Here is a 19,888-nt window from a genome sequence, read left to right as displayed (position 1 = left end):
AGGCTTTGGTGTATCGGCGTTGTTTTCAGGCGGGGTGTGTCAGGGTCGTCCTGCGCCGGCCGTCGGGCGGCGCCGGATCCAGGCCGCGGCCCGGCACCACAGCGCGTCCGGAAGCCGGTACAGCCGCAGCGCCGTCACCGCGCCGGCCATCAGCAGCAGCACCGCGTATGCCAGCGCCTCGAGGATCACGCCCGGCGCCGCGTCCGGCCCGACCCGGTCGTACCAGAGCGGGTCGTCGTGCCCGTGTGGATCGTTCTCGTCCAAGACTGACCCCTTTCCCCGCACGGCCCGGGCGCCGCCCGACGGGTTTGCAAGTCGTTGACCATCCCGCTCGCCGCCAGGCCCGTCAGCGCTCGCCGCGCAGCGGGCGCAGCAGGGCGCCGAGCAGGAAGCCGAACTGGCCGCACACCAGCAGCGCCACGCCGCGCCGCAGGCTTCCGCCCGCGCCGAGGTGATGGACGTGGATGCCGTAGGCGAGTTCGGCGGCCACTACCGGCAGGAACACCGGCAGGCCCCACACCGAGCCGAAGCGCCCGAGCCCCAGCCCGAGCAAGGCGTTCAGCAGCAGACCCTTCATCGCACCCCGTCCCCGCAAGGCGCCCGGGCCCGGACCGCGACCGATCCCGATCCTGCGGGCGGAGTCCGCCGCGCGGGCCGGGCTCCGGCGGCTACTTGCTGCCGCGCTGGGCCAGCACGGCCGGAACGGTGCGCAGCATGATCGCCAGGTCCCGCCGCAGGCTCCAGCGGCAGGCATAGTCCAGGTCCAGCGCCACGCGCTCGGCATAGGTGGTGTCGGAGCGCCCCGAGACCTGCCACAGCCCGGTCACCCCCGGCGGCACCGCAAAGCAGGTCGCGAACGCCCGGCCGTAGCGGGCGACCTCGGCCTGCACGATCGGACGCGGGCCGACCAGGCTCATCTCGCCGCGCAGCACGTTCCAGAGCTGGGGCAGCTCGTCGAGCGAGGTCTTGCGCAGCACCTGACCGATCGGCGTGATGCGCGGGTCGTCGCTGAGCTTGTGCGTCCGCGCCCACTCGGCCCGGGCGCGCGGGTCGGCCGCCAAGTGCGCGGCCAGAACCGCCTCCCCGTCGGCAACCATCGAGCGGAACTTCAGGCAGCCGAAGCTGCGCCCGTCGCGCCCCAGACGCGCGTGGCGGAAGATCGGCGCCTTGCGGTCCCCGGCCCAGACCAGCACCGCGATCAGCAGAAGCAGCGGAAGAAGCAGAAACAGCGCCGTCGCCGCGACACCGATGTCCAGCCCACGCTTGGCCGCCCAGTCCAGCCGCAGACCACGGGCCACGAACGGCGCAGCCGGAAGCACCGCATCCGCAACCGCATCCGCAGCCTCGCTCACCTGATCGGCAATCTGATCAGCAACATCGGTCATATCAACCCTATGGTGCGACGCCGAAGCGACGATGGAAGTGGGGGATTCGGCACGACCCTGCATGGACTCAGATCCTTGGTTGAGGCCAATGGCGGAGGGTTAATAATTGGTTTCCGCGGCGCTTATAACGCTCGGTCATTGAGCTGACAAGCTGCAATGCGATACAACAAGTCTGACAAAACACGTTAGTATTGTAAAAAATGCCGCGCCGGACCGGGATTAGGCGGCACGACAAAGCCTCGCCAGGATAACCTGACGTTCAGTAGTGGCTACCGAGTCCCTACTGCCCGCCGCCTGGAAGGGTGAGCACGAGAACAACTTATGCAATATGCGACTGTCCACCGCGCGCATGTGACCGTCACGGACCGCTCGGAGGCTGTCGGCACGGATCCTCCGTCAGCCCCGGAGTTCATCCCGCACTGCCGCAAGCCTGCAAACGACGGGACCGGCAAAACCGTTGCAGTCAAAAATCGGGGCGGAGCGATCCCGCCTCTGCAACCACGGGGCGATGCGGGCAGTCGAGACCCGGCCACCGCCCCCTCCGAGCCCGCGAAATCGCCGCTCGTAGTCGCCGCGCTTCGGGGTGCCGAGCGACACGGTATCGGACCGTGACCGCTCCTGGACGCGCGCGAAGTTCCGGCAGCACGGGACCGACAAGTCCCTTCGAACAGGAAAGTTCGCTCCTTTCTCGAGCATTGGGGCCGAGGGCGGCCATCGAAGGATCGGTCTGTACGGGCAGACCGAAATGCCGGCTTCGGGCCCGTCCCGGCCGAGATCCGGCCCGACGACCGCGATCTCGTGCGGGTCGGAGCGGCGCGGGACGTCAGCCCGGAGGCACCGGCCGACTGTCGCCCAAATTGCGTTTGACCGCCACGCGAATACCGCATTCGGCCCAGCATCCGAAAAAGACGTAGCTTCTCACATTAAATTTTTTCCGCGATATTGCCAAGCGCGGGAGGAATGGCATCCTGACGGCATGAAGATTTCGGAAATCACCATGCGCATGTCGCGTAAGCACGATTTGATAGCGCAAATCCTTGTTCTATCGATCGCCACTGCAGCGAGCGCCAGAGCTGATATCCGTATTGAGGCGGCAAAAATCACGGGCGGCGACCTGTGGGTGCTCGGATATGCCGGAGAATCGGATGTCGAAATTACCCTCGACGGTCAATTTTCTCAGCGGACCGATAGTCGGGGCTACTTCGAATTTCGCGTGGTCTATCACCCGGCTACGTGCATCGCGACGCTGCGGACCGCCAGACAGTCCCGCAGCCTCGTCGTCGCCGAGTGCGGCCAACAGGCGCCGGGCCTCGCGGGGCCGGCAGGCCCGCCCGGAGCGCGTGGAGAGCCCGGCCCGAGAGGTGAGGCCGGGCCGAAGGGAGAGAGAGGCGCGATGGGCCCTCCCGGTCCCGCGGGTCCTGAGGGTGCGCAGGGCGAGCGCGGCCCGCCAGGGCCCGCAGGCCCAGCCGGGATCGCCGGAAGCGTGGGACCGGCAGGGCCGTCTGGGCCGCGCGGGCCGCAAGGATTGCCCGGTCCGCCCGGGAAGATGGGTCCGCCCGGCCCGACTCCCAAAGCTAAGGCGATGCCGGCGCTGACAGGCTCGGTCGCCAAGCCGCGGCCCGCACGAGCGCCGCGCATGCCGGAAGCCGCGCCGGAGGAATCCGGCGTGACCGAGCCGGGAGCCGGGACGACGACCGACGATCGCTATTAGAGCCCGATGCGGCAAACCGATTCGGAGCCTCGACTCGGAGGCGTTCGGGTCGGCCTGCCAGGAGCCACTGCCGTGCCCTTGCCTCGGGCGAACGCGCCCTGCCGGCGCTTGGACACAGCGCCGAGAATGGTCACGGCCCCGGCCAGCGGAGATGTGTCACCTTAATGCCCCAACGCACCACATTCCGCCGCCATCGGCAGGCATGCCCGAGCCAAAGCGACGGATTTGCGCTAAGCGTGACGGTGGGGCGGGCTTGATCGGATGCCTGCGTAACGCCGCACCTCGGCCGTTTTCGTGGCGGACATCCGGACCGGAAAGAGACCGCGAGGGCTTGTTCATCGTGACAATACGTCCACCAGCGAATTGTCCTGCGCTTCGCGTAATCGGGATGGCGTCCGGGCTCGCGATCATGGCTGCGACGCCGTCGGCTGCCGAGACGTTGGAGAGCGCTCTCGCGAAGGCTTACCAAGGCAACCCGTCCCTGAACGCCGGTCGTGCCGGTGTCCGCGCCATCGATGAGAACGTCGCGATCGCACAATCGGGCTACAGGCCACAGGTCAACGTCGGCGCCGCGATCGGCGTCCAGTACCTGCAAACGCGCAGCGGCAGCGTCGTCGCCGCCGCGACAGGCTCGACCGGCACGGGAACCGCGGTAGCCAGTTCCGGGACGTCCCTCGGCGGAACGACTGCCGGCACCTCGAGTCTCGGCACCACCACCGGGATCGGCACGAGCACGGGGATCGGGACCACGAGCGCATCGTCGTCCGGCCTGACGTCGGGCACGGCCGGTCAGTCGGGCGGCACCGCGACGACGGCGACCGAGGTGGCGACGCAGGCGATCACGTCGAACAGGACGGTGCGGTCGACCTACCTGCCCAGTAGCGCGAGCTTGACCGTCTCACAGACGATCTTCAACGGCTTCCAGACCGACAACAACGTTCGCAGGGCCGAGTCGACGGTCTACAGCCAACGCGAGACCCTGCGCTTCACGGAACTCACGGTCCTCTATAACGCCGTCCAGGCCTATATGAACGTGCTCAGCAACACGGCGACGCTGGAGCTGAACCGGAACAACGTCGAGGTGCTCGAGGAGCAGCTTCGGCAGACCCGCGACCGCTTCAATGTCGGTGAGGTGACGCGCACGGACGTGGCGCAGGCGGAGGCGCGCCTCGCGGGTGCGCGGTCCCAGGTCAGCGCGGCCGAATCAACTCTGCGGACGAGCATCGGCGTCTATCGCCAGAACATCGGCGTCGAACCGCGCCAGCTCGCGCCGGGGCGGCCTTTGGACCGGTACGTACCCGCAAACCTCGACGCGGCCATCGCCATCGGCCTTCGCGAGCATCCGCAGATCGTATCGGCCATCCACGCGGTCGATGCCGCGGAAGCGCAGGTGAAGATCCTGGAGGGCCAGCTCGCACCGCAGCTGAGCCTACAGGGCTCTCTCAGTCAGCTCTACGATCAGAACGGGCCGAACACGAGCTACTTCGTCGGGTTCGTGGGAGGCCGGCTCAACATCCCGATCTACGAGGGCGGCCAGACCTACGCGGAGATCCGGCAAGCGAAGGAGACGGTCGGCCAGTACCGTATCCAGGTCGACCAGGTCCGCGACCAGGTCCGGGCGCAGGTCGTCGATTTCTGGGGCCGGCTGGAGGCCGCAAAGGCGCAGGTCATCGCGGCCCAGGCACAGGTCCAGGCCAACGAAGTGGCCCTGAACGGCGTGCGCGAGGAAGCCCGCGTCGGGCAGCGCACCACCCTCGACGTGCTCAACGCACAGCAGGAACTTCTGACCTCCCGCGTCACCCTGATCACCGCGCAACGGGACCGGGTGATCTATTCCTACGGTGTCGTCCAGGCGATCGGACAGCTGACTGCGCGCTTCACCGCGCTGCCGGTCGAGTACTACAGCGCCAAGATCCACTACGACCAGGTCAAGGATCTGTGGTTCGGCCTGCGCACGCCGGACGGACGCTGAGGTCTTTTCCACGGGGAGTGTGTTGCGGGCGCGCTTGCCGCAGCGAAACGGCATGGAATACTAATCGAAGACCGGCCCAACCGGGTCATCCTCCGAACATCCCATGCCCGAGCGCGCCTGCCGATGAGTGCAGCTAGCCCCAAGATCCCGGACGTGAAATTCCAGGATAAGGCTGCCGAGAAGGCGCACGAGCCTTCGATGGAAGAGATCCTCGCCTCGATTCGGAGAATCATCGCCGACGATCAGGCGGCCAAGCCCGTCGAAGTCGTCGCCCCGCCCGAGCCGGACGACGTGCTCGACCTCGCCGAGGTCGCCGAGCCGGTCGTGCGGCCGCGGGCAGCTCCGCCGGAGCCCGCGCCGCTCGACTTCGATGCGATCGATTTCGAGGATCCCGCAACCGACTTCGCGGAGCCGGAGCCGCAGCCCGAGCCGGAGTTGCCGCCCGCGGGGCGACCGAGCCCGCCGCCGCCGGTGTTCCAGTCCGCACGGCCGGAGCCGGAGGCCGAGTCCCTAGTCTCGCCGGCTACCGACGCAAGCGTCAGCGGCGCCTTCAACCTGCTGGCCCATACGGTGCTGACGCAGAACGCCAGGACGCTCGAGGATCTCGTCAAGGAGATGCTCCGGCCGATGCTGAAGTCCTGGCTCGACGACAACCTGCCGGCGGTGGTCGAGCGTCTCGTGCGCGCCGAGATCGAGCGCGTCTCCCGCGGCCGCTGAGACGGCTCTCCCGGGAGGGCGCCCCGCTTGGGTCCCCTCCCGGACGCCGCCCCGTGTTGACGCGAGCGGCCCGACGGTCGAAAGCGGGTCCAACCCTGTTGGACGAGCGCCGGCCCATACCCGCGATGATGGACAAGACCTTCGAGCCCGCCTCCGTCGAGGCGCGGATCTCCGCCGCTTGGGCGGAGGCGGACGCCTTCCGCGCCGGCCGGCCCGAGCGAGTCGGCGCGAGCCCCTACTGCATCGTGATCCCGCCGCCGAACGTGACGGGCTCTCTGCACATGGGCCACGCCCTCAACAACACGCTCCAGGACGTGCTCTGCCGCTTCGAGCGCATGCGGGGCAAGGACGTGCTCTGGCAGCCGGGCACCGACCATGCCGGCATCGCGACCCAGATGGTGGTTGAGCGCCGGATGATGGAGCGCGCCGAGCCCGGCCGCCGCGAGATCGGCCGCGCGGCCTTCGTCGAGAAGGTCTGGGCCTGGAAGGCGGAATCCGGCGGGGCGATCGTCAATCAGCTCAAGCGCCTGGGGGCCTCCTGCGACTGGTCGCGCGAGCGCTTCACCATGGACGACGGCCTGAGCCGCGCCGTGCTCAAGACCTTCGTGGACCTGCACCGGCAGGGCCTGATCTACCGCGACAAGCGGCTGGTGAACTGGGACCCGAAGTTCCAGACCGCGATCTCGGACCTCGAGGTCCAGCAGGTCGAGGTGAAGGGCCATCTCTGGCATTTCGATTATCCGGTCGTGGACGAGACCGGGGCCGAGACCGGGGACGTCATCACGGTAGCGACCACGCGTCCCGAGACCATGCTGGGCGACTCGGGCGTGGCGGTCCATCCCGAGGACGAGCGCTACACGGCGCTCGTCGGCAAGCGGGTGCGCCTGCCGCTGGTGGGCCGCCTGATCCCGATCGTCGCCGACGCATACTCGGATCCCGAGAAGGGGACCGGCGCGGTCAAGATCACCCCGGCCCACGACTTCAACGATTTCGATGTCGGCCGGCGGCACGACCTTGCCATCATCAACATCCTCGATCCCGAAGGCCGGATGCTGCTCGACGGCAACGCGGCGTTCCTCGCGGACGCGTCGCCCGAGCCTGAGGCCCTGGCGCTGCACGGCCTCGACCGGAAGCAGGCGCGCAAGGCGGTGGTCGCCCTGATGGAGGCGCGCGGGCGCCTGCGCACGATCGAGCCGAACACCCACGCAGTCCCGCATGGCGACCGGTCGGGCGTCGTCATCGAGCCCTACCTGACCGACCAGTGGTACGTGAACGTCAAGCCCCTCGCCGAGCGCGCGCTCCAGGCGGTGCGCGACGGGCAGACGAAGTTCGTTCCGGAGAACTACGAGAAGATCTTCTTCCAGTGGCTCACCAACATCGAGCCCTGGTGCATCTCGCGCCAGCTCTGGTGGGGGCACCAGATCCCGGTCTGGTACGACCCGGACGGCGGCATCTTCGTGGCCGAGAGCGAGGCCGAGGCGCTGGCGCTGGCCGCGGCGCAGCACGGCCGCCCGGTGCCCCTGACCCGCGACGAGGACGTCCTCGACACGTGGTTCTCGTCCGCGCTCTGGCCGTTCTCCACCCTCGGCTGGCCGGATTCGACCCCGGAACTGGCGCGCTACTACCCGACCAACACCCTGGTGACCGGCAAGGACATCCTGTTCTTCTGGGTCGCCCGGATGATGATGATGGGCCTGCACCTCACCGATCGGGCACCGTTCGACACGGTCTATTTGCACACGCTGGTGCGCGACGCCTCGGGCGCCAAGATGTCGAAGTCGAAGGGCAACGTCGTCGACCCCCTCGACCTCATCGATCAGGTCGGGGCGGACGCCCTGCGCTTCACCCTCTGCGCTCTCGCCGTCCAGGGCCGCGACATCAAGCTGTCCACCGACCGGGTTCAGGGCTATCGCAACTTCGCGACCAAGCTCTGGAACGCCGCCCGCTTCGCCGAGCTGAACGGCTGCCGCCTCGATCCCGCCTATGATCCGCGGGCGATCACCGGGGCGATCAACCGATGGGCGCTCACTGAGGCCGCCCGAGCGGTGGACGAGGTGACGGCCGCCCTCGAAGCCTTCCGGTTCAACGACGCGGCGGCTGCGGCCTACCGCTTCGTCTGGAACATCTTCTGCGACTGGTACCTCGAACTCGCGAAGCCCGTCCTTCAGGGCGAGGGCGTCGATCCCGCGGTCCGCGCGGAGACCCAGGCGACGGTGGCGTTCCTGATCGATCAGGTCGCCAAGCTGCTGCACCCGTTCATGCCGTTCCTCACGGAGGAGCTCTGGGCCATCAAGGGGGCGGCGTTGCCGGAGCGCGGCCTCCTGACCCTGGCCGCTTGGCCGGACCTGGCCGGGCTCGCGGATGCAGGGGCCGAGGCCGAGGTCGGCTTCGTGGTCGATCTGGTCAGCCAGATCCGCTCGGCCCGATCGGAGACCAATGTCCCGGCCGGCGCACAGATCCCCCTGGTGATGGTCGGGGCGACCCCGGAAGTCAGGGCCCGGGTCGAGGCTTGGCGGGACACGCTGCTGCGCCTCGCCCGGCTCTCGGAGATCACCTTCTCGGACGGGCCGCCGAAAAGTTCGGTCCAGTTGCTCGTGCGCGGCAGCGTCGCCGCGCTGCCGCTAGAGGGCGTCGTCGATCTGGCCGCAGAGGTCGCGCGCCTGAAGAAGGAACAGGGCAAGGCCCAGGGCGAGATCAAGAAGATCGATGCCAAGCTCGGCAACGCCGATTTCGTCGCCCGCGCGCCCGAGGACATCATCGAGGAGAACCGGGAACGCCGGGAGAACGAGGCCGCGCGGCTCGTGAAGATCGAGGAGGCGCTGGCGCGGCTGAGCGGGGAGTAGCGCGCCGCTCGTGGCCGGGGCACCGTCGGGTGCATCGCACCGAGCGGTACGGGACGCGTCGCGCGGAGTGGATCACGCGCAGGTCGATGCACTCGCGCGCAGACGGGCCGCGGGGAACGCAGACGGACGTTAGCGAAGCTTCCTGGAAACGCTGCTGATCCGCCGCACAAGCATCAGGCCGCTGCAAGTGCCGTCGCGTCCTTGGGACGATGCGGCGCTACCTGTCCAAACGGTAATTTGACCGCCACGCCCGGGTCAGGGGCCTCTCTCTAAACCGATCGCATCGACTGCCGCCCGATCCGGCGTCGTCCCGATCATTCCCGAGAGGTTGAGTTCCCATGACCGAGACCCGTCCCGAAGGCCAGATCTCTCGCCGCACCTCGCGCCGCGCCCTCGCCTCGGTAGCCGCTGCGGCGCTGATTGCCGGCGGAGCCCTTGGCAGCGGCTATCTGCCGAGTGCCACCCCGGCCTACGCCCAGGCCCTGCCCAAGACCCCGATCGAGGCCCCGGAGCATCCGCCGGGCTCCTTTGCAGGCATCGTCAACAAGGTGAAGCCGGGCGTCGTCTCGGTGAAGGTCAAGCTCGACGATTCGGCGAGCGGGGATGACGATGATGGTCCGAGCCAGGGCCGCAACCTCCAGAACGTACCGCCGCAGTTGCGCGAGTTCTTCCGTCGCTTCGGTGAGAACGGCCCGGGCGGCATGCAGCCGCAACACCAGGGTCCGCGTGGCGCGGTCGGCTCCGGCTTCATCATCTCGGCCGACGGCTATGTCGTGACCAACAATCACGTCGTCGACCATGCCAAGACCGTCCAGGTGACCTTGGACGACGGCCGCACGCTGGATGCGAAGGTCATCGGCAAGGATTCGAAGACCGACGTCGCGCTCCTGAAGATCAACGAGGGCTCGAACTTCCCCTACGTCCAGTTCGGCAAGGCTGCCCCGCAGGTCGGCGATTGGGTGGTGGCGATCGGCAACCCCTTCGGCCTCGGCGGCACCGTGACCGCCGGCATCGTCTCGGCCCGCGGCCGCGACATCGGCGCCGGTCCCTACGACGACTTCCTGCAGATCGACGCTCCGATCAACAAGGGCAATTCCGGCGGCCCGACCTTCAACGTCAACGGCGAGGTGGTCGGCGTGAACACCGCCATCGCGTCGCCGTCCGGCGGCAGCGTGGGCTTGGCCTTCGCGATCCCGGCCGAGACCGTCCAGGCGGTGGTCGACCAGCTCCGCACGGACGGCAAGGTCGCCCGCGGCTATCTGGGCGTCCAGATCCAGCCGGTCACGCAGGATATCGCCGAGGGGCTCGGCCTCGACAAGGCGAAGGGCGCCCTGGTCGATCATGCCGAGAACGGCACCCCGGCGGCGAAGGCCGGCCTGAAGGCGGGCGACGTGATCGAGAAGGTCAACGGCGACACGGTGGACAGCGCCCGTGAACTGTCGCGCCGGATCGCCGGCATGAAGCCCGGCGCCAAGGTCGAGCTGAGCTACCTGCGCAGCGGCAAGTCGGATACCGCCACTGTGACGCTCGGCGCGATGCCGACCGATGGCACCAAGGTCGCCAGCCGTGAAGACGAGTCGGGCAACGGTCAGCCGCGGCTCGGCCTTAACCTCGCGCCCGCGGCCGATGTCGGGCTGTCGGAGCAGGGCGTCGCGGTGGTTCAGGTCGATCCCGACGGGCCGGCCGCCGCCAAGGGCATCGAGGCCGGCGACCTGATTCTCGACGTCGGCGGCCAGAGCGTGTCCCGCCCCTCGGACGTCGCCGCGCAGATCCGTGCGGCCGAATCGAGCGGGCGCAAGGCCGTTCTGATGCGGGTGAAGAGCAGCAAGGGCCAGACCCGCTTCGTGGCGGTCTCGCTCAGCAAGAACGCCGGCTGAGGCCGATTCCAACCGGCGCGGGGCTCCCCTCCCCGCGCCGTCTCGTGGTGACTCCCGACTGGCGCCGGCCGAACAGGCCGGCGCCTTTTTTGCCACTTGGAAGGCGGCTGCGTGAAACCGCGGCCTTCCGATCCCCCTGCTCTTAAGGTGCCCCGCGTCTGCGGGCCTTGAAGGACCCCGCCTTCAAGGCCGCCGCTACGCTCCGTCACTTCGGCATGAGGGCATTGATCGGATCAGGCTGGGAAAGCGGTGTCGATCTCAGGCTTCCGGCACCGGGACGCCGAGTCCCACTCCCAGCCGGGCCCGGCATCGGCCCAGCGCCGCGAAGGCGGCATTCGAGTCTCGGGCCAGGCGCATCAGATCGCCGAGGCGTGCCCGCCCCCGAGCGAAGGCGAAGAACACCGCGGCGATGTCGGGCTCGCCGTCCGGCGTCAGCGCCTCCGCGGCGAAGGCCGGGAGCGCCTGGCCGGCGGGGTCGCAGATCACCCGCAGGGCCGCGAACGGCAGTCCGTGCCGCCCCGCGAAGGCCGCGGCCACGTGCGATTCCATGTCGACGGCGGCCGCGCCCGTCCCGGCGCGCAGCTCAGCCTTGCCGTCGATCCCGAGCACGGCCGTATCGACGCCGGCGATATCCGCCGGGATCACCCGGGGGCCGACACCCGACAACGCGTTGAGAAGCGCGGCCGAGAGGTCGAGGTCGGCGGCGCGCCGGCCCTCCTCGCCCACGACACCGGTACCGACCACCACGTCTCCGGGCTTCAGGGACGGGTCGAGGCCGCCCGCGATGCCGAAGCTGATCACCGCCCGGCAGCCGGGCTGCAGGCGCGCATCGAGGAGCTGGCGGAGTCGGTGCGGGTTGCCGCCGGCGCCCACTGCCTCGACGCCTTCACCTGCAGCCATGCGGCGCTCACGGGCGAGGCCGGTGACGGCGAGGACAGGTGCAGCGGAATCGATCATGGCGCGCTGGTGGACCAGGCCGGCGAGGTTCGCAACCCGGCGCGGACGCTGCGGGGTGGCCGAGGCCGGACGCGGCGCGGCGCGTGCGTCGCCCGCTTCTGCGGGATCGCTGTCTGAGGGGTCCACGTAGGCGTACCGGGGTTCGCGGATCGGTTGGACGCGCTGCGATCCGCCGGAGAGGCCGGCCCGGCGGGCCGGCCCCGTGGATCTCACATTCCGAACTGGACGCGCCGGCTGTTGGTGCGCTTCAGGTTGCGGAAACGTGCCATTGCCCACAGAGGGAAGAATTTCGGGTAGCCATGGTACCGCAGGTAGAACACCCGGGGGAAGCCCGTCGCGGTGTAGCGCTCCTCGTTCCAGAATCCGTCCGGTCCCTGCGTGCGCGTGAGGAAGTTGATCCCCCGGGTCACCGCCGGGTCGTCGACCGCGCCGGCCGCCATCAGGGCGAGCAGCGCCCAGGCGGTCTGCGAGGCCGTGGACGAGCCCGCCTCGAACGCCGGATCGATCTTGTAGGAGGACGCGTCCTCGCCCCAGCCGCCATCCGGGTTCTGGATCCGGATCAGCCAGGAGACCGCACGCTGGATCCGCGGATCGGCGGGATCGACCCCCGCAGCGTTGAGGGCGCACAGCACGGACCACGTGCCGTAGATGAAGTTCATGCCCCAGCGGCCGTACCAGGAACCGTCCTCCTCCTGGTCGTTGAGCAGGTAGTTCACGCCCCGGTCGAGGGCCCGGGACGTCTCGCGGGTCTCACCGAGCTGGGCCAGCATGCCCACCACCCGGGCGGTCACGTCCGCGGTCGGCGGATCGAGCAGGGCGCCGTGGTCCGAGAACGGGATGTGATTGAGGTACATGTGGTTGTTGTCGGCATCGAACGCCGCCCAGCCGCCATCCTCCGACTGCAGCCCCTCAACCCATTCCCGCGCCCGGGCGATCGAGGTCTTGTAGTCCGGCATGCTGGCTACCAGTCCATGCTGGCGCATGGCCCGGTCCATCGCCATGACCACCACAGCGGTGTCGTCGAGGTCGGGATAGTGGGCATTGGCGTACTGGAACGCCCAGCCGCCCGGCCGGACCTTCGGCTTGCGGGCCGCCCAGTCGCCGACGATGTCGAGCACCTGCCGGGGCTTCAGCCAGTCGAGTCCCGCCCGCGCCTGGGCTTCGGCCTCGGGGCCGCCCGCCTCCAGCAGGGCGTGGCTGGCCAGTGCCGTGTCCCAGACCGGCGAGACGCAGGGTTGGACATAGGCCTCGTCGGCCTTCTCGACGACGAGCTTCTCGATGGCGTCGCACGCCACCCGGACCTGCGGGTGATCGGGCCGGTAGCCCATCACCTCGTACATCAGCACGGAATTGACCATGGCGGGGAAGATCGCCCCCAGCCCATCCTCGCCGTTCAGGCGCTCGCTCACCCAGGCACGGGCCTTCTCCATGGCGCGCTGGCGGCTCCGGCGCGGCAAGCGGTCCTCGACCAGCTGCAGCATCCGGTCGATGAAGCCGAAGATCGGCGTCCACGGCCAGGTGGCATGCGGAGAGCCCGGCCAGGTGCGGACGCTCTCCGGGGGCGTCACGAACAGCTCCTGCACGCTGATCCCGCGCGGGTTGCGGGCCCGGGGCTTGGTCGCCTGCAGGACGAAGAGCGGCACCACGGTGGTGCGGGCCCAGTAGCTGATCTTGTCGAGGTGGAACGGGAACCACTTCGGCAGGAACATCACCTCAACGGGCATCACCGGCACGGCCCGCCACGGCACCTCGCCATAGAGCGCCAGCATGAAGCGGGTGAAGACGTTGGCGTTGGCGGCCCCGCCGCGGGAGAGGATCCCCTCGCGCGCCCGGCGCATATGCGGCGCCTCGATGTCGTCGCCGATCATCTTGAGGGCGAAATACGCCTTGACCGTGCAGCTCATGTCGAACGGCCCCTCGTGGACGAGGGCCCAGCCGCCATGCCGGCCTTGGGTGCGGCGCAGGTAATTGCCGATCTTGGCCTCGAGGCCATCGGGGACCGGCGTGCCGCGGAAATGGTGGAACAGGATGTACTCTGACGGGATCGTGGCATCCGCCTCGAGCTCGAAGCAGATATGCCCGTCGTCCTGCGCCAGGGCCGCCAGCGCCCGCGTCGCCTGCGCAATGCCGCGCTCGACGTCGTCGAGCGAGATCCCCTGCGTCTTCGAGCGCTGAAGCGCCTCGACCTTGTTCACAGCCTCTCTCATGGTCCTCGCCTCGAACGGTCGCTGCTTTGCAACCGCCATGCCTCAAGCTGCGCCCCGTGCGCTTAAATCTGGCGCGCGTGATCCGGCGCGCACGGAAGATCCCGCCCGCAGAGCACGGGCAGCTGTCTTTCCAGAGCGGATCGCTCCCTCGATCGTCGACGGCAGGCCGGTGGCTGTCCAGTCGCCGGCCAGGACGAGATTATCGTAGGCGGTATCGGCTCCCGTGCGCCGCGCGGCCTCGGCCGGCGTCGCGGCGAAAGTCGCACGCTTCTCCTTTACGATCTGCCAGCTGGGCAGTTCCGGTGCAAGATTGCATAACTCTGCGATTTCGGCCCAGATCCGGCGCGCAAGGTCTTCCCGGGGCACATCGAGGAGCCGGTCGGCGCCGCTGATCGTGACCGAGTACCGATCCGGATAGGCAAACAGCCACTCCGTCAGCGCGTTGATCACGCCGAGCAGGAGCGGACTGCCGGGCTTCGGCACGGCCACGAAATGCGCGTTCACGATGGAGCGGAATTCCACTGGGGCGAGGAGACCGGGCAACATCTCGCTGGCGACCCAGGGCGGCAGCGCGAGCACGATTCGGTCTTCGGGCCCGATCGTCTCAGCACCATCCGCGAACAGCAGCTGCCCGACCCGGCCATCGGCCCGGTCGAGGCCGCGCAGGCGCCGGCCGAGGCGGATCTCGCAGCCGCGCGCCGCGAGATAGCGCAGGGCCGGGTCGACGAAGGCGTAGGACAGGCCCTCCACCGCGACCAGCGGGCGGCACGCCTTGCCGCCGGCGCCGAGGGTCTCGCGCAGAATCCGGGCGGCCAGCCCGACATCGCTGTCGCGGGGTTCGGTATTGAGGGCGGCCAGCAGGACCGGGTGCCAGAGCCGCCTGTACAGCTCGCCCTCGCAGGCCATGCTGGCCCCGATGGTGCCGCCACCGCCCTCCGGCTTGCCGGAAGCCGCGCGCATAATCCCCAGGGGGGCGAGATAATCGCGGGCGCGGGTTCCGGGGACCCGGCGGGACGGGCTCATCACCCACCATGGCAGCCGCCCGGCATTGGGGCGCAGGCACCAGCGCTCTCCGGTTTTCAGGTCGGCGAAGGCGAAAGCCGCCTCGTCGGGGCCGGTGAGCGCGTTCGCGGGCGCGCCGACCGTCTTGAGGAAGCCAAGCGCGTCGGCATTGCCCGAGAGCAACAGGTGGTTGCCGTTGTCGATGGTCAGGCCGAGCGCCGGGTCGAAATAGGAGCGGCAGCGCCCCCCCGCCTGCTTGGCGGCCTCGTGCAGCACCACCCGGGTGCCGGCTTCCGCCAGGGCGACGGCGGCGGAGAGGCCGGCTAGGCCGGCACCGACGACATGGACGGTTCCCATCAGATCAGGCCGTGCCGCAGGACGACGTTGAGCAGGGCGAGCTTGCCGGGCTTCACCCGGGCGCGAGGCATCGCCCAGCCGCGCTTGAGCACCGCCTTCAGATAGAGGTGATAGGCCGCCGCCATCAGCCGTGCGGCCTTGGTCGCCTGCCGCGGGCTGCGCCGGATGATCTCCCAGGTCGCCCGATAATGCTCCTCCGCCTCGCCGGCCAGCGCGGTGCAGACCTCGCCGATCCGGGGATGGGCGATCGCCTGCGCGGGGGTCGGGTCGGCGAGCCCGATCGCCTGAAGCTTCTCGCGGGGCAGGTAGAGGCGCCCGCGCTCGGCGTCCTCGTCGATGTCCCGGAGGATGTTGGTGAGCTGGAGCGCCCGGCCCTGGTGCCAGGCGAGCCGTACGCCGTCTGCCTCAGGCATGCCGAAGATCCGCACGGACAGGCGGCCGACCGCGCTGGCGACCCGGTCGCAGTAGAGGTCGAGGGTCGCGGCATCGGGGGCGACGATGTCCTCGACCGCGTCCATCGCCATGCCGTCGATGACCGCCTGGAAATCCTCGCGCCTGAGGCCGTAGCGGCGCACCGGCTCGACGAGGTCGCGCACCCGCGGCGCCGGCCGGCCGGCATAGAGGGCGTCGATGTCGGCGCGCCAGCGGTCGAGCTCGACCTGCCGCACCGCCCGGGTACCGCCATCGTCGGCGACGTCGTCCACCGCCCGGCAGAAGGCGTAGACGGCGTACATGGCCTCGCGCCGCTCCTTCGGCAGCAGGCGCATTGCCGTGTAGAAGGACGAGCCGGCGGCCGGCAGGGCCGGAGCGGTGCTGTCCTCGGCGGTGGCGGGCGTCGCAGTGGCGGTCACGAGCGGATTCCCTGAGCGGCCGCCCGCACCGTCCGGCCCCGGAAGGGCCGGCGCGCCAGGGTGGCGGCGACCCCGCCGAGGGCGGTGAGGGCGAAGGCGGCCTTGCCGTGATGGACTTTCTCCGAGAGCGGATCGCGCTCGATGAGCCCCCGGGCGAGCACCACGGCGAGGCGGTGGATCGCGGCGATCTCCAGGGACAGGCGCAGGTCGTCGATCAGGTCCGGCAGGACAGCCCCTTTGTCGAGGAGTTCGAGGCAGCGATTCGCCAGTTCGCGGATCACGGCCCGGAGCTGCGGCGGGGCCTTGGGCTCGCCCAGCATCGCCACGGTGGCGCCGTGCCGGTCGAGCGCGTCCTGCGGGAGATAGACGCGGTCGAGGCCCGCGAAATCCTTGCCGCAATCCTGGAGGTGATTGATCACCTGAAGCGCCGCGCAGATCGCGTCGGAAGCCGGCCAGACCCGGGACGGGTCCTCGCCGTGCAGGTCGAGGACGAAGCGCCCGACCGGCATCGCCGAATAGCGGCAATAATGGATCAGCTCGTCCCAGTCCGCGTAGCGGTTCTTGCGCGCGTCCATCCGGAAAGCGTCGAGCAGTTCCAGGGCGTGGCGGGGCGGCAGGCCGCGGGCGGCGAGTTCGCGCTTCAGCGGCTCGGCCTCCGGATCCGAGGGCCCGGCGCCGGTGAGCGAATCCGCCAGTCGGTCGAGCAGCGCGATCTTGCCCGCGCTCGACAGGTCCGCGTGGTCGGCCACGTCGTCGCCGGCACGGACGAAGTTGTAGAACGCCAGGATCGCGCCGCGGTGGCGCGGGTGGATCAGGTGCGAGGCGACGGGAAAATTCTCGTCGCGGTGGCCCTTGCCGGAGCGCGTCGCCGTTGCCGTTTCGAGGCTGGTCATGCGAGATATCCCGCCTCACGGAACCACGAGATCGCGTCGGACAGGCCCTCGCGGTAGGGCCTTGCCCTGTAGCCCAGTTCCGCCCGCGCCTTCCCGTCCGAGAAGAACATCCGGTAGCGGGACATGCGAATGCCGTCGACCGTGGCGAAAGGCTGCCGGCCGGTCACCCGGGCGGCGAGTTGCGCGAAGACGGCGACCGGGTAGACCGCCGCCCGGGGGAGGCTCACGGTCGGGGGCTTGCGCCCGACAATCCCGGCGATGTCGGCAAGCATCTGCGACAGGAACACGTCCTCACCGCCCAGGATGTAGCGCTCGCCGATCCGCCCCTTGCGCAGGGCAAGCAGATGGCCTTCCGCAACGTCGTCCACGTGGGCGAGGTTGAGGCCGGTATCGACGAAGGCCGGCATCTTGCCGAGCGCGGCCTCCTGGATGATCCGGCCGGTGGGCGTCGGCTTCACGTCGCGGGGGCCGATCGGCGTCGAGGGGTTCACGATCACCGCCTGCAACCCGTCCCGGGCCACCATCTCCTCGACCACACGCTCCGCCACGACCTTGCTGCGCTTATAGGCGCCGATGGCGGTTTCGGGCGTCAGCGGCATGCTCTCGTCCGAGGGCGTCACCCCGTCGGCGGGGGGCCTGATGGTGGCGACGCTCGAGGTATAGACGACCCGCTCGACGCCGGCCTCCAGCGCCGCCTGCATCATCAGGCGGGTGCCATCGCGGTTGGTGCGGACGATCTCTTCCCTGTCCGGCGCCCAAAGCCGGTAATCGGCCGCGGCGTGGATCAGGTAGCGCTGGCCGCGCATCGCGGCGGCCACCGCCGCCGGATCGCGCATGTCGCCCTCGGCGATCTCCACGTCGGTCCAGGTGAGGTTCCGGCGTGGGCTCGAGGCGCGCACGAGGATGCGCACCGGGAAGCCGGCCCGGCGGAACACGTCGACCAGGGCGGAGCCGAGGAAGCCGCTCGCGCCCGTGATCAGCACGGGGCCGACCTCGGAAGGGCCGGAGGATGTGGCCTCTGCCATCACACGTCTAACGGGTTGCGGAATACCGGCGCGGCCGGGTGCCCCCGCCGCGCCGCGCTTGTGTCATCGAACCGCCCGGGCAGCAAGCGACGCGCAGGACCGTGGGCCGCCGCGTCCCCTCGGGTCGCTTCAGCCCGGCGCTCAGGCGAGGCGCAGGCGCGAGCGGCCTTCCTTGCGCTCGGGCAGGGTGTCGAGGACGGTCCTGGCGATGGTGGCGGCGTCGAGGCCGGCCTCGGCGTACATCTTCTCCGGGCTGTCGTGGTCCTGATACAGGTCGGGCAGCGTCAGCGTCCGGACCCGCACCCGGCCCGCATCCAGCGCGCCCTGCTCCGACAGCAGGTGCAGCACCATCGCGCCGAACCCGCCCCGCGAGCCCTCCTCGACGGTGATCAGGACCTCGTGGGTCTTCGCCAGGTCCAGGATCAGCGCCTCGTCCAGCGGCTTGGCGAAGCGCGCATCCGCGACCGTGACCGCGACGCCCTGATCGGACAGCGTATCCGCCGCCTTCAAGGCCTCGGACAGGCGCGTGCCCAGGCTGAGGATCGCCACACGCGCCTCCGGGTCCTGCCGCACCAGCCGGCCCTTGCCGATGGCCAGGACCTCGCCCCGCTCCGGCAGCTCGACGCCCACGCCCTCGCCGCGCGGGTAGCGCAGCGCGATCGGGCCCGAATCGTGGGCATGCGCGGTCGCCACCATGTGCACCAGCTCGGCCTCGTCGGACGCCGCCATCACGGTCATGTTCGGCAGGCAGCACAAGTAAGCCAGGTCGAACGCGCCCGCATGCGTCGCCCCGTCCGCTCCCACCAGCCCGGCCCGGTCCAGGCAGAACCGCACGGGCAGGTTCTGCAGCGCCACGTCGTGCACCACCTGGTCGTAGGCCCGCTGCAGGAACGTCGAGTAGATCGCCACGAACGGCCGGTAGCCTTCCGTCGCCAGGCCGCCCGCAAACGTCACCGCGTGCTGCTCGGCGATGCCGACGTCGAAGGTCCGGTCCGGATGCGCCTTGCCGAACAGGTCGATGCCGGTGCCCCCCGGCATCGCCGCGGTGATCGCCACCACCTTGTCGTCCGCGTCCGCCGCCTTGATCAGGCTCTCGCCGAACACCCGCGTGTAGGCCGGGGCGTTCGGCTTGGCCTTGGCCTGCACGCCCGAGACCACGTCGAACTTCACCACCCCATGGTAGCGGTCGGCCGAGGCCTCGGCCGGGGCGTAGCCCTTGCCCTTCCGGGTGACGACATGCAGCAGGATCGGGCCGTGCTCGGCGTCGCGCACGTTCTTCAGCACCGGCAGCAGCTGGTCGAGGTTGTGCCCGTCGACCGGCCCGACATAGTGGAAGCCCATCTCCTCAAACATCGTGCCGCCGCCCACCACCAGCGAGCGGGCATACTCCTCCGCCGCCGCCGCGCGCTGGTAGAGCGCCTTCGGCAGCAGCTTGCCGAGCTGCTTGGCGGTCTCGCGCAGGGACTGGTAGGTGCCCCCCGAGGCCAGACGGGCGAGATAGCCCGACATCGCGCCCACCGGCGGGGCGATCGACATGTCGTTGTCGTTGAGGATCACGATCAGGCGCGAATGCAGGGCGCCGGCGTTGTTCATCGCCTCGTAGGCCATGCCGGCCGACATCGAGCCGTCGCCGATCACCGCGATGGCGTTGCGGCGCTTGGCCGGGCGGCCCGGCGACACGCCCTTGGCCTTGGCGGCGGCGGTGTCGAGGTCGCGGGCGACCGCCATCCCCAGCGCGGCCGAGATCGAGGTCGAGGAATGCGCCGCGCCAAACGGGTCGTAGACGCTCTCGCTGCGCTTGGTGAAACCCGACAGCCCGCCGCCCTGGCGCAGCGTCCGGATGCGGTCGCGGCGCCCGGTGAGAATCTTGTGCGGGTAGCACTGGTGGCCGACGTCCCAGACAATCCGGTCGTCGGGCGTGTCGAACACGTGATGCAGCGCCACCGTCAGCTCGACAACCCCAAGCCCAGAACCGAGATGCCCGCCCGTGATCGAGACCGCGTCGATCATCTCGGCCCGCACCGCGTCCGCAACAGCCTGAAGCTCCGACTCCGGAAGCTGGCGCAACGCCGAAGGCTCGGGAATACGGTC

General features: G+C 69.7%; 14 protein-coding genes. 4 read left to right on the top strand and 10 right to left on the bottom strand.

Features of this window, described 5'->3' with window-relative positions; all coding sequences use genetic code 11:
* Positions 1-39: 39 nt before the first annotated feature.
* The 3 genes from Q8W67_RS25765 to Q8W67_RS25755 form a co-directional block, all read right to left on the bottom strand.
* Positions 40-264, bottom strand: a complete 225-nt coding sequence (locus Q8W67_RS25765; RefSeq protein WP_305550860.1) for a hypothetical protein — start codon at positions 262-264, stop codon at positions 40-42.
* An 82-nt stretch (positions 265-346) separates the two neighbouring features.
* Positions 347-577: a hypothetical protein gene (locus Q8W67_RS25760; protein ID WP_305550858.1), complete on the bottom strand. Its 231-nt coding sequence runs from the start codon at positions 575-577 to the stop codon at positions 347-349.
* 91 nt (positions 578-668) lie between these two features.
* Positions 669-1,385: a sugar transferase gene (locus Q8W67_RS25755; protein ID WP_370693961.1), complete on the bottom strand. Its 717-nt coding sequence runs from the start codon at positions 1,383-1,385 to the stop codon at positions 669-671.
* A gap of 2,099 nt (positions 1,386-3,484) precedes the next feature.
* Here Q8W67_RS25755 and Q8W67_RS25750 point away from each other — a divergent pair.
* The 4 genes from Q8W67_RS25750 (at position 3,485) to Q8W67_RS25735 (ending at position 10,505) form a co-directional block, all read left to right on the top strand.
* Positions 3,485-5,068, top strand: a complete 1,584-nt coding sequence (locus Q8W67_RS25750; RefSeq protein ID WP_305550854.1) for a TolC family outer membrane protein — start codon at positions 3,485-3,487, stop codon at positions 5,066-5,068.
* 123 nt (positions 5,069-5,191) lie between these two features.
* Positions 5,192-5,785, top strand: a complete 594-nt coding sequence (locus tag Q8W67_RS25745; protein WP_305550852.1) for a PopZ family protein — start codon at positions 5,192-5,194, stop codon at positions 5,783-5,785.
* A gap of 125 nt (positions 5,786-5,910) precedes the next feature.
* Positions 5,911-8,628: a valine--tRNA ligase gene (locus Q8W67_RS25740; RefSeq protein ID WP_305550850.1), complete on the top strand. Its 2,718-nt coding sequence runs from the start codon at positions 5,911-5,913 to the stop codon at positions 8,626-8,628.
* Between the two features lie 338 nt (positions 8,629-8,966).
* On the top strand, positions 8,967-10,505 hold the full coding sequence (locus Q8W67_RS25735) for a Do family serine endopeptidase (RefSeq protein WP_305550847.1): 1,539 nt from the start codon (positions 8,967-8,969) through the stop codon (positions 10,503-10,505).
* A gap of 258 nt (positions 10,506-10,763) precedes the next feature.
* Here the strand turns inward: Q8W67_RS25735 and Q8W67_RS25730 are convergent, their stop codons facing one another.
* From Q8W67_RS25730 to dxs, 7 genes are all read right to left on the bottom strand, one after another.
* A complete protein-coding gene (locus tag Q8W67_RS25730; RefSeq protein WP_305550862.1) occupies positions 10,764-11,462 on the bottom strand; it encodes a phosphorylase in 699 nt (232 codons plus the stop codon).
* A gap of 209 nt (positions 11,463-11,671) precedes the next feature.
* Positions 11,672-13,669: a squalene--hopene cyclase gene (shc, locus tag Q8W67_RS25725; protein ID WP_305550845.1), complete on the bottom strand. Its 1,998-nt coding sequence runs from the start codon at positions 13,667-13,669 to the stop codon at positions 11,672-11,674.
* 42 nt (positions 13,670-13,711) lie between these two features.
* Entirely contained in the window at positions 13,712-15,028 is a 1,317-nt protein-coding gene (hpnE, locus tag Q8W67_RS25720) for a hydroxysqualene dehydroxylase HpnE (protein WP_305550842.1), read from the bottom strand.
* Positions 15,028-15,879, bottom strand: coding sequence for a presqualene diphosphate synthase HpnD (gene hpnD, locus Q8W67_RS25715; RefSeq protein ID WP_305550840.1), 852 nt, complete (start codon positions 15,877-15,879; stop codon positions 15,028-15,030). Before hpnD ends, hpnE begins: the two co-directional genes overlap by 1 nt.
* Positions 15,876-16,772, bottom strand: a complete 897-nt coding sequence (hpnC, locus tag Q8W67_RS25710) for a squalene synthase HpnC (protein WP_305550838.1) — start codon at positions 16,770-16,772, stop codon at positions 15,876-15,878. The genes hpnD and hpnC overlap by 4 nt, the downstream gene beginning before the upstream one ends.
* The gene (gene hpnA / locus Q8W67_RS25705) at positions 16,769-17,797 is read right to left on the bottom strand and encodes a hopanoid-associated sugar epimerase (protein WP_305550836.1); all 1,029 of its coding nucleotides are present in this window, start codon (positions 17,795-17,797) and stop codon (positions 16,769-16,771) included. The genes hpnC and hpnA overlap by 4 nt, the downstream gene beginning before the upstream one ends.
* A 141-nt stretch (positions 17,798-17,938) precedes the next feature.
* Entirely contained in the window at positions 17,939-19,882 is a 1,944-nt protein-coding gene (gene dxs / locus Q8W67_RS25700; RefSeq protein WP_370693960.1) for a 1-deoxy-D-xylulose-5-phosphate synthase, read from the bottom strand.
* Between the last annotated feature and the right edge of the window lie 6 nt (positions 19,883-19,888).

The organism is Methylobacterium sp. NEAU K, assembly GCF_030700285.1.
In the GTDB taxonomy this organism is placed as follows: Bacteria; Pseudomonadota; Alphaproteobacteria; order Rhizobiales; family Beijerinckiaceae; genus Methylobacterium.
The sequence above is the reverse complement of the archived record's forward strand: the minus strand, read 5'-3'. Positions and strand labels throughout refer to the sequence as shown.